At 62.4% G+C, this 10,745-nt stretch carries 10 protein-coding genes and 1 pseudogene; 2 read left to right on the top strand and 9 right to left on the bottom strand.

Going from position 1 to position 10,745, the window contains the following annotated elements; all coding sequences use genetic code 11:
• The 4 genes and pseudogenes from AYO52_RS18360 to AYO52_RS13000 all read right to left on the bottom strand — a co-directional run.
• A pseudogene (locus AYO52_RS18360) lies at positions 1-559 on the bottom strand (transposase); the annotation flags it as partial.
• 92 nt (positions 560-651) lie between these two features.
• A complete protein-coding gene (locus tag AYO52_RS13010) occupies positions 652-1,254 on the bottom strand; it encodes a recombinase family protein (protein ID WP_067718100.1) in 603 nt (200 codons plus the stop codon).
• A gap of 335 nt (positions 1,255-1,589) precedes the next feature.
• Positions 1,590-2,081 carry a hypothetical protein gene (locus AYO52_RS13005; RefSeq protein ID WP_067718097.1) on the bottom strand — a complete coding sequence of 164 codons (492 nt, stop codon included), beginning with the start codon at positions 2,079-2,081 and terminating at the stop codon, positions 1,590-1,592.
• Positions 2,082-2,349: 268 nt separating this feature from the next.
• Complete coding sequence (locus AYO52_RS13000; RefSeq protein ID WP_067718095.1) at positions 2,350-2,733, bottom strand: hypothetical protein; 384 nt, start codon at positions 2,731-2,733, stop codon at positions 2,350-2,352.
• A 290-nt stretch (positions 2,734-3,023) separates the two neighbouring features.
• On the opposite strand from AYO52_RS13000, the gene AYO52_RS17840 reads away from it, so the two are divergent.
• Complete coding sequence (locus AYO52_RS17840; RefSeq protein WP_082924006.1) at positions 3,024-3,824, top strand: recombinase family protein; 801 nt, start codon at positions 3,024-3,026, stop codon at positions 3,822-3,824.
• A 144-nt stretch (positions 3,825-3,968) separates the two neighbouring features.
• Here the strand turns inward: AYO52_RS17840 and AYO52_RS12990 are convergent, their stop codons facing one another.
• Positions 3,969-5,546: an MFS transporter gene (locus AYO52_RS12990; RefSeq protein WP_067718092.1), complete on the bottom strand. Its 1,578-nt coding sequence runs from the start codon at positions 5,544-5,546 to the stop codon at positions 3,969-3,971.
• A gap of 118 nt (positions 5,547-5,664) precedes the next feature.
• Between AYO52_RS12990 and AYO52_RS12985 the strand changes: the two genes are divergently transcribed.
• Positions 5,665-6,351, top strand: a complete 687-nt coding sequence (locus AYO52_RS12985; protein ID WP_067718089.1) for a TetR/AcrR family transcriptional regulator — start codon at positions 5,665-5,667, stop codon at positions 6,349-6,351.
• Positions 6,352-6,522: 171 nt separating this feature from the next.
• On the opposite strand, the gene AYO52_RS12980 is transcribed toward AYO52_RS12985, so the two are convergent.
• The 4 genes from AYO52_RS12980 to AYO52_RS12965 form a co-directional block, all read right to left on the bottom strand.
• Complete coding sequence (locus AYO52_RS12980; protein WP_063972865.1) at positions 6,523-7,584, bottom strand: BtrH N-terminal domain-containing protein; 1,062 nt, start codon at positions 7,582-7,584, stop codon at positions 6,523-6,525.
• A gap of 120 nt (positions 7,585-7,704) precedes the next feature.
• Complete coding sequence (locus AYO52_RS12975) at positions 7,705-8,925, bottom strand: NAD(P)/FAD-dependent oxidoreductase (RefSeq protein WP_067718087.1); 1,221 nt, start codon at positions 8,923-8,925, stop codon at positions 7,705-7,707.
• Positions 8,922-10,262 carry a cytochrome P450 gene (locus AYO52_RS12970; RefSeq protein WP_067718083.1) on the bottom strand — a complete coding sequence of 447 codons (1,341 nt, stop codon included), beginning with the start codon at positions 10,260-10,262 and terminating at the stop codon, positions 8,922-8,924. The genes AYO52_RS12975 and AYO52_RS12970 overlap by 4 nt, the downstream gene beginning before the upstream one ends.
• Before the next feature lie 71 nt (positions 10,263-10,333).
• The gene (locus AYO52_RS12965; RefSeq protein WP_067718080.1) at positions 10,334-10,654 is read right to left on the bottom strand and encodes a 2Fe-2S iron-sulfur cluster-binding protein; all 321 of its coding nucleotides are present in this window, start codon (positions 10,652-10,654) and stop codon (positions 10,334-10,336) included.
• Positions 10,655-10,745 lie beyond the last annotated feature (91 nt).

Raw genomic sequence — 10,745 nt, 5'->3', positions numbered from 1 at the left:
GCAACGCCAGCGCGGTGTTCATCGCAGACGGTGCGCCGAGAAAGACCATGTAGCCGCACACCGCCCGGGAGTAGTCGTCGAGGATGACGGTCAACCACGGCCGGGCGGGCCGCCCGTTGGCGTCGAGGATGAGGATGTCGAGTTCGGTGTGGTCGGCCTGCCAGGTGGCATTGGCCCGCTCGGCTCGATGGCGCCACACCAACTCGTAGGTGTCTCGGTAGGCCGCCGCACCTTGGAGGGCCAAGGTCACCATCCCGGGATCCAGACCGGTCACGATGGACCGCACGGTGCTCGCGGAGACCATCGGCCATCCGCGGCGGGTGGCGGTCGCGGCGGCCTTGCGGAAGATCGCTGCGGTGGACGGTCGAGGCGTACTCAGCGCCAGGCCTTCGATGTAGGCCACAAGGTCTGGGTGGGTGCGCCGCCCACGCTTGGGTGGCGCTGCCGGAGCCAGCGCGGCGATCCCGCCCTTGCTATAAGCGGCGAGCCAGCGCTGCAGAGTGCGTTCCCCGACCTTTTCGGCTGCGGCCAACTGGGTCAGCGGGACCCCGCTCTCCACGTGTTGGCGTAGGACCTGCCATCGGGCCGCGGCAGTCTTCGCGCCAGTGGGGGCGTCGATCGAACCTTGAGGTTCATCGCCCCCGCTCATGGCTACGCCGTCGTCGACTTCTGCCGGCGCCGAGCGGGGGGCTTGTCGGCCCCGCGTTGCAGCGCTCGGTAGACGGTGGTGCGGCTGACCCCCAGGACCTCGCCGATCTGGGCGACGGTCATGTCTTGTTGCTCGTAGAGCTTGCGGGCGGTGCGCAGTTTGTCCCCAGACAACAACGGTGGACGCCCACCTCTACGGCCACGGGCTCGGGCGGCCTCAAGGCCGGCGTGGGTGCGTTCGGAGATGAGGTCTCGTTCGAACTCCGCCAGCGAGGCGAAGATGTGAAACACCAGCCGCCCGCCCGAGGACCCGGTGTCGATATTTTCCTGCAGGGAGCGAAACTCGATTCCGCGCTCCTGCAACTCGGTCAACTGATCGATCAGATGCCGAATCGATCGCCCCAGCCGATCCAGTCGCCAGACCACGAGCGTGTCGCCCGGGCGAAGTTGATCGAGGAGCTTTCCCAACTCTGGGCGCGAGGCCAAGGCCCCGGAGGCGGTGTCGGTGAAGACCTTGTAGCAGCCAGCAGCCTCCAGAGCATCGTGCTGCAGTCGAGCGTCTTGATCGCCAGTCGACACCCGCGCGTACCCGAAAGCGTGGCCCATACCGACAAATGTAGCAATACCCGTCGCTGGCGGATAGATCAGAAACACAGATTCCGGGACTGGGTTCCGCTACAGACCAGGCTTCCGCCCACCTCGGCGTATCCAAGGTCGGCCAGCTTCGACCCGTTTGTATCAAAAACGACCGTTTAAGGGACGAGCTGACAGAGGGGCAGCGGCGCAACATCCGGCAGGCTCCGTGAGCTGGGTGTGCTCAGTCTGCTGTCGGCATGCGGTCCAGAGTGATAAGTGGGCCGGCGAAGATCGGAAGCGAGAGGAGCTTCCAGACGACGTCGAGACTGATGCCGCTTGAGCTGGCTCCGAACTGCTGCCAAGGGTCAGCGATGGCGCTGGGAAAGCAGGTCCGGGTCGAAGACTCGTGCGGCCTGTGCCAAGGCAACGATGAGCAGTCCGTAGATCCACACCGAGTAAGACCAAGGGCTGTGAGTGACTACCGTGACGCTGGGGGCGTCTCTGGTCCAGTAAGTACAGCGGACGCCCGCGGGAAGCAATTCGTATCCGTGGGACCAGTCGAGATTGGTATGGAAAGTGCTCACCTGTTCCTGCGGGGGAAGCCGGTCGGGAGGGAAGCCGTCCGGCACGTGTCCGTCGCGACGGGCACAGGTGTAACCGGGGAAGTCGTTGTAATCGTCGCTGCCGCTGAACCCGAGAAAAGCGATAGCTCCGCAGATCGACAGCAGCACAGACACGGCGGCCGTAGTTCTTTGCATGCCTCGACCCGTGGCCCGAAAGGAAATCCAGATGATCCACGCCCAAAGCGCGAGCGACATCGCTACAGGCGGCAGGAGCGGGACGAAGAACGCCTCCACTTTTGCCTCCCGCCTGCATCGACGTCTCTGCCACGAAAGGCTTTGCCAGTGACAGTCGCGGTGACGGGCGAGTGAAGCCCGCCCCGACGTGAGTTGGCTCCTGCCCGTCGCATAGGTAAGGAACGCGGTTTACTCGTCTCATCCTTACTGGGCCTTTGGTGTAAAGGTGGCCGATGCCCGACGACCTGATCAGTCTCCAGTCGATGTTTCTGCACCCCGCGGGGATCCGACAGGGCACTGGAGCTGCACCTCACGGAATCTGGCTTGGCTACAGACCAGGAATCATGCCGGGGTAGAGGAAGACGTTCGGCGCAGAAACCGAACCGAGGTTGAAGCCGAAGATCAGTTTGAGTTTGTGCGGGTGCCCATCGCGATCGGCTTGCCAGCAGTCGTTGAACGCACGGAAGCCGCTACACACGATCCGGGTGGAGTGCCCGAACGGGGTGATAATCCGAACTCGCTGATCGGCCGGGTTGTAGAACTCCGGTTGATCGGAGGTGAGGACATAGGGGCCAGCATCCACAGGACGCACCGCGCTACCTGGGCCCGGGTCGACTGGCCATGCATCCTGCGCACTGGCCGATCCCGCGCCGGCCAGTAGACATACGGAGGTAGCTGAAACGGCCAGCAGAGATCTGAGTGCGCGGCGCATACGGTGTCCTCGGTAGAAGTGGTGGGGTTCGATTCAGTAATCGTTCCGAGAGCGAACTGCGTTAACAATAGTGCTCATAACTTCGGCCCGAAATCGATACGGGTCGCGGACCCCGCTCCACCCTCGTCATCGGCATCACCCGACACCGCCAAACAAACCTGCGAAATCCCGCCAAACGAAGGTGAGAGTCACAGTTCTCGCTGTAGCGCAGGGTGGGTTAGCCAAGTTATGAAACGTCGTCTCTCCGGGTCTAGGGTGTATTGATACGCCGGATGCGGGGAGGGCCTTCAATGGCGGATCGGATTGGGACGCTTCTGAGCCGTTCGGGTGACGGTGGCGAGGAGGTGCTCATCGTCAGCCGCGGGAAGGCGCGGACTCGGTTCCGTCGCCGGGACGAGTTGGGCTGGAACTTTCGGGTGGAGTCAACGGACTCGGAGAACATCGTCGAGGGGAAGCCAAAGCCGGATCCGACGTCGGTTCGCCGGGCCTCGCGTCCGCGCGGGCAGAGGGTGGCCTATGTGCGGGTGTCGGCTGCGGATCAGAATGAGGCGCGTCAGCTCGAGGCGGTGGGGGAGTGTGATCGGGTCTATGTCGAAAAGCAGTCTGCGCGCTCGCGCGCCGATCGCGAGAAGCTCGCCGAGTGCATCGGGTACCTGCGCGACGGTGACGAGCTCGTCGTCGCGTCAATGGACAGACTCGCTCGTTCCCTGGTCGATCTCAAGCAGATCGTTGGTGAGGTCACTGCCAAGGGCGCGAGTGTGGAGTTTGTCCATGAACGGGCTACCTACGCCGCCGGCGCCCAAGATCCTCGAGCCGATCTGATGCTTTCGCTGCTCGGGGCGTTCGCCGAGTTCGAGCGGGCCATCATTCGTGAACGTCAGGCCGAGGGCATTGCCATCGCTAAGGCGAAGGGCAAGTACAAGGGTCGTAAGCGAGTCCTGACCGCCGAGCAGGTCGACAAAGCCCGGGCCCGCATCGAGGCAGGGGAGGGGCCATCAGTGATCGCCCGCAATCTCGGAGTTGGCCGATCCACGCTCTACCGCGCACTACAGCGCGTTGAAGCGGGCGGGCGTGGACGCACCAGCCACTGACCCCCGCCCTGAAGATGGTGGGTATCGCTAGCCACAGCAGCTCGACCGCCGAGATTCGGCACTCGGGAAGTGACCGCGGTTCTTGCTGACCTTGCGCAGTTTCTCCAGGCACGAGTCAGTGCAGCCGGAAGCCGGACGGGCCACCTATCCGACGCTGTCCCGGTGTGCCGGTGCTGTGGAACTGGCCGTGGTCTTGTGGTCACGCGGAGCAGTGCCCGGGGCAAGGATCGCTAGCAAGACTGCGGCGCCGACGGTAAGGATTGCCAACGTAAGCGTGGCCTGACTGCTGCCGTTCACAAATGCCTCTTTGGCGTAGTCGACCAATGGTTGCGCTATTGGTCCGGCTTGCTCGGCGACCTCTAGGGCGGCGGCCAGAGAATCGGAGACTGGACCACGGGCAGGTTCGGGTAACTGAGGGAGGGCGGGTTGAATGTGGCGGCTGTATCCGGCGGCCAGCACACTGCCAGCCACTGCGATCCCCATCGCAGCTCCGATCTCGCGGGCCGCATCGTTGACTGCGGCGGCGACCCCGTGTTTACTCTCCGGAGCTTCGGCGACGATCGCGTAGGTCGCTGGGGCTGTACATAGTCCAAGTCCTGCACTCATGATCAACAGCGGCCATAGCAGGTCGAGGTAACGTGCATCGACGGTCATCCGGCTCACCAGCATCAGGCCAACTGTGATGGTCAACAGGCCAGCGACGGTCATCACTCGCAGTCCAAATTGCTGTGACAGTCGAGGGGCGATCACCGAGATCACGATCAGAGGGACCGCCATCGGCGCCAATCCCAACGCCGAGGCCAACGGTCCGTATCCAAGGATCAATTGCAGGTATTGCACTAGGAGTAGGAACACCCCAAAAGTGACCAAGAACTGGATGGCCACCGACAACGAGCCGGCGCCGAAGCCGCGCCTGGCGAACAACCGAACATCCAGCAAGGGGGTCGAAGATCGCAGCTCAAAGAGGATGAAAAAGACTGTCGCCAAGATGCCGACCCCGGCGCTGGCCAGAACAATCGGGTCGGCCCAACCCCGCGCGGGAAACTCGATCGTGGCGAATACGATTCCCGCAACCGCAACCGCAGCTGCCCCCGCGCCCACCCAGTCCACGGGGGGGTGATCATGCTGGCTGGACTCAGCGATCGAGCACGCCAGCGCGGCCAATAACGCTCCCGCTGCGGTCAGTCCGACAAATACCGATACCCACGACCAACGCTCAAGCAACACCCCAGCGCCGAGGATGCCTAACACTGCGCCGGAGCCGGCGACTCCAGCCCACACACCTACTGCTCGGCCGCGATGATCAGCGGCGAAACCAGCAGTCAGAATCGATAGCGTCGAGGGCATTACCAGTGCAGCGCCCGCCCCGGCAATTGCTCGCGCAGCGATCAACCACGCCGGGTCGGACAGCAGCAGTGGAAGCGCGGACGCCATGGTGAATATCACCAGGCCTATTACGAGAACCGCCCGTCTCCCGTAGCGGTCACCGATCGCTCCAGCGGGCAGGACCAAGCACGCCAGTACCAGCGTGTAGCCATCGACTATCCAGGTCAGCTGGGCTTGCGTCGCTCCCGTCTCTACCGCTATCTGCGGTAATGCCGAATACAGTGCGGCCATCGCCGCGACCACCAACGCCACGGCTAAGCACGACACCGTGAGCATCCACCATTCGGCTCGGGTCCACCGGGATGATTCGGGGATGGCCTGTTGGGACGAGTTCATCGTCGGCCCCTTGCTGTGAGATGGTCGGTCTTGTTTTGAGACTAGTAGTATCACAGTATCTGGTTGGCGAGACGGGCCAGCTTGGACGAGGAGTTGCCGCCGGCCGAAGGGGGAGAGCGTGGACGACTGGAGTACCGATCAGTCCGCTGCGGACGACGACCAACTCGATCCGCGGCTGCTGCGCTCTCGAAAGCGGTTGCTCGACGCTGCTACGCAGCTTCTGAGCACTGGCGGTGTAGAGGCGGTTACTGTCGAGGCGGTAACTCGAGTATCGAAGGTCGCGCGAGCCACGCTCTATCGACATTTCGGCGGCACCGCCCAGTTGCTTGCGGCGACCTTCGAGCGGTTGTTGCCTCGCGTCGACATCTCTACCGCCAATGGGTCGGTACGGGACCAACTCATCGCGCTTCTCACGGCCCAAGCCGACCTTATTGACCAGGCGCCGCTGAACATTACAACTCTGGCTTGGCTGTCAATCGGATCAGTCGGCGGCAATCTTGCCGATTCGGCTGCAATCACTTCACTGCGCAGTCGAGTCATTGAGGAGTACCGGCAGCCCTTTGACCACATCCTCACACGGCCTGACGTACGAGCACAGCTCGGGAACATCGACACCACCTTTGCGATCGTTCAACTCCTCGGCCCCGTCGTGTTCGCTCGACTCACTGGGCTCTGCACCGTCGACCACGACGGATGCGTGCAACTCGTTGATGATTTTCTTGCTGCCCGCAAGCAGGGAGGCGAACCCATCCCGGCCGAGTCCATCCACGACCTGAACCGCCCTGGCGCCGGCGGATCTCGCTAAATCGGGGCTTCTTCTTGTCGGATGGGTGTGACCGCTCGATCGCCGAGGTCGCCGGGGAGGTGGCGAGGCAACCCTAGAGCCCGGTCGTTTCGGTGCGAGCGGCGGCGAGCCATCCGCTGCAGTCTGAGTGCGGCCGGAACTTCTACCGTCCAGTTTTGACTTCCCGATTAGTCAGGCTGCTGCAAGCGATCGCGAAGCTGACTCCAGAGCTTCAGCCAGTTGAAGCTCGAGCGTGGGCAGGAGGCTAACCGCCGAAGCCACACGTTCCAGCCGAGTACGCACATCGACCTCGTGCTCGATCCCGGCTCGGCCGGCCTCCGTCCATGTCTGTGCACAGTGTCTGGCGGCTACGGCGAGATCTTCGGTCGCGAGGTCACCGGTCAAACGTGCCACGTCCGCGCAGCCGTCAGCGAGCAGCTTTCGGAACAGGCCGCCACCGGTGCCGGCCTTCTCGATGAAAGCGCTCAAGCTGAATAAGAGGATCTCGAGTTCGTCAGCCGGTAGATGGGACCAAGTCCGGACATCAGCGGCGAGCTGGGCGACCGCTGCTAAGCCTTCGGAACCGCTCACCGCGGTCGTGAGATCAACGACTCCTGGCGGAGTTGGGTGGCGCATGTTCGCTGCCGATTGACGGAAAGCCGCTGCGGCAACCTGCGCAAGGTCTGGTAACTCATGCGGCCAGGCGATGCGGTACGTGGTGTGACGTGTCGGTTGTGGGAATGACATCGACGACCGTGCTCGAGCGAGAGCGTCGAACGGAACCTTTTGGACCTCGGCACGGTCGTTGTCAACAACGAAGGCGATCCTCTCCGCCTCGTCGTAACCAATTACCACGATATCGTGGCGACTCATTTGGAGCCGAACCCGCAGGTAGGGCAACTCCGCGATGTCGCCCCATATCAGGGCTGGCCTTCCGGCATCGACCTCCTGGCTAATCCACGACCATCCTTCTCGGGGATCGTCGGTCGTGAGCACTTGGACCTGTGCGCCCAGTAGATGGGGGAGATTTACTTCGAAATCGGAGTCTCTCCCTACCAGATAAAGCGGCGGGAAGAGGTCGCTCGAGCGCAAGTAGGACAGGCCAAGTGACCCCCCGAGGGTGAAGACGAGACCTTCATCGGGCGGTTCTTCCCAGCCGAGGCCTTGCCAGTGCAGGAGGTCTCGCATCGCGGCTGAGCCGCAGTGCCCCCCGACCCGATGTGGATAGTTCTCGATGAGCGTCTGGCGAGTCATCAGAGTTCCTTTCTGAACGGCAGGCGGGCACGAACCGGGCTCTCTTGCTGCGCCAGTGGGATGTCAGCGCCGTTCGTCGAGGCTCCGCCGCTGACCGTGCGAGTCTCGCTCGGGACTGGCTTACCCATTGCGCAAGGAATCGGGAGAACCCGTATGGGCGAAATCGGTCCGGACGAAAGGACGCTGCTGTGTGATGACCTGTTTGCTGAGCATGAAATCACGGGGACGATTGATGCAGTCTGCAGCAAGGAGTTCGCCATCACGGAGGTAGAAGCAGCTGAAGTCGCGGTCCCGGGTGGGGTCACCGCTGAGGACGACTTCGTCGTAACCGGTGTTGAGACCGGCGATCTGCAGCTTGAGATCGTATTGATCTGACCAGAACCAGGGCAGCGACACTGCGCTCTTGGACTTCCCGCAAAGGGTAGCCGCGGCGAGTTTCGCCTGATCGGTTGCTCCGGGTACGCACTCCAGCCGGACTCGGCGACCGTATCGAGAGATGTACTTGCTGGCACAGTCTCCGGCGGCAACGATGGCTGGGTCACTGGTTCGGGCGTGCTCGTCGATCACCACACCATCGTTCAGGGTCAAGCCCGCCGCCTCGGCGAGTTCTGTTCTCGGTTCAACACCGATACCCACGATGACCAGATCAGTCGGAATCGACTCGCCAGTAGATAGTGTGACCTCCCGGACGCAATCGTCTCCGACTAATGCTGCGACTTTGGCGCCCGTTCGGATATCGATGCCCTCCTCTCGGTGGATCCGCTCGAAGAACGTTGATACGTCGGGAGCAGTGACCCGCTTGAGGACGCGAGTGGTCGCCTCGAGCACGGTGACTTCCAGGCCCAGTGCCCGTAGTGAGGCGGCCGTCTCAAGTCCGATGTAGCCGCCCCCGACGATCACCACCCGCCGCCCGGGGGCGGCGGACGTGCGGATCAACTCGACGTCTGCGGCGGTACGAAGGTAATGGACCCCGGGGAGATCGGCCCCAGGAACGCGGAGCTGACGAGGGCGGGCTCCCGTGCACAGCGCGAGCTTGTCGTATGTCAGTGTGTCGCCGGTGCTCATAACGATGTGCCCAGCCGAGCGGTCGATCGCCTCCACGTGCGCGTTGAGAAGCTGGATTCGCTGCTTGGAGTAGAAGTCCGAACTGCGGATGGTGATCTCGTCGAGGGTGGTTTTCCCGGCGAGATACGCCTTCGACAGTGGCGGGCGCTGGTAGGGCACCGTGGGCTCCTCGCCGATGAGGACGATCTCACCGCTCCACCCGTCCTGCCGTAGGCTCGCCGCGAGTTGGGCTCCGGCATGGCTGGCACCGATGATGAGGGCTCGCTGCGATGTCATGTGCCGGATTTCGGGGTGAGGCGCACCATCATCTTGCTGATACCCCGCACGAAGTTGGACTGCACGTACTCGGGTTCGCCGACGACCTCGATGTTCTCGAAGCGGGGGAGCAGCTCTTCCCAGAGGATCCGCAGCTGCATTTCGGCCAGTCGGTTGCCCATGCACCGGTGTACGCCGAACCCGAAGGAGATGTGGTTGCGGACGTTGGCCCGGTCGATGATGAAGTCATCGGGCCGCTCGAACACACGCTCGTCGCGGTTGCCTGAGGCGTACCACATCACGACCTTGTCACCCTTACGGATGAACTGACCGTTCAAGATAGTGTCAGTCTTGGCGATTCGGCGCATGTAGGCCAGCGGCGTTTGCCACCGGATTATCTCGGAGACCATGTTGGGGATCAGGTCAGGGTTGGACTTGAGCTTTTCGAACTGGTCTGGGAACCGGTTCAGCGCCAGAACGCCACCACTCATCGAGTTCCGGGTCGTGTCGTTCCCTCCGACGATCAACAGCACAAAGTTGCCCATGAATTCCATCGGGCGGTCGATCAGATCCTTGGTGTTCTCGTTGCTCTGCAGCATGGTGACCAGGTCGAAACCGGGTTCCTCCCCCTCTGCTAACCGAGCCTTCTTGTCGTACCACAGAGAACTCAGACCGCTCGCCATCTCGCGCATTCCGTCGAACGTCTCGTCGAGGTCCGCAGGACCACCGTTCGCTTCCTCGAACGAAGTTGCAATATCTGACCAGTACACGAGTTTGTGACGTTCCTCGTATGGGAAGTCCAAGAGCGTCGCGAGCATTCGAGCTGTCAGTTCGATCGAGACAGCCTGGACCCAATCGAACGGCTGATTCACCGGCAAGTCGTCTAGTACCTCGCGAACCCGAGACCGAATGAGCGTCTCCATCTCGCGCAGGTTCTTCGGCGCCACCACCCCCTGCACAGCTGCTCGCTGCACGTCGTGGCGCGGTGGGTCCATCGCGATGAACATCTCAATATCGAGAAAACGAGGCGGGGCCCCGATCACTATCATCGGCTCGGCGGAGAAGACCTCATGGTTCTTATCGACCGCGATGATGTCTTCATGTCGGGTCACTGACCAGAACGGCCCGAACGCACTGTTGGGCTGAAAGTGGACCGGAGCCTCGTTTCGCAGGCGCTCATAGTAGGACTGCCAGCGGCCTTGGCGATAGAGAAAGGGATTACTGAGGTCGATGTCGGCGAGCTCGACATCCTCGACGGGAGGAATGGGACTCTCTACGAAGAGCTTCTTCCCATTCGTCCTTGTCACCCAGCGCCGAGTCCTGTCGTACAGATGGGCGCCCCGGATCTGAAGATCCATCGGGATGGCCGACCGGATTCTGTCCCCGACTTCTACATGATTGCTTGACACGACTCTTGATCCCTTCGTCGTTACATCTGGAACTCTGGCACCTGGACGACCAGGCCGTCCCAATCCGCGGACGCGGTCATCTGGCACGACAGTCGAGAGGTCGGCAGCCTTTCCGGGTTCATTGCGAGCATTTCCTCTTCACTTGCTCCCGAGAGGCCGACCTGTTCGGACCACTGCGGATCAACGATGACATGACACGTGCCGCACGCGGCTTCGCCTCCGCAGTCAGCGTCAATCCCGGGCACCGCGTTGTTGACGGCGATCCGCATGAGTGACTGCCCCTCCTCTAAGGGCACCACGTGCTTCTCTCCCTCATGTGAGACGAAGGTTACGACTGTCATCGCTGGCTCCTGCATGGTTGTTCGGGTAAAAGCTGCTCACAGCATTGCTAACAACGACGACTGCGGCTAGGAGACTGCTGAACAATCAGGG

It is taken from the genome of Dietzia sp. 111N12-1 (genome assembly GCF_001658045.1).
Taxonomy (GTDB): Bacteria; Actinomycetota; Actinomycetes; order Mycobacteriales; family Mycobacteriaceae; genus Dietzia; species Dietzia kunjamensis.
This window is presented reverse-complemented; position numbering and strand designations above follow the sequence as displayed.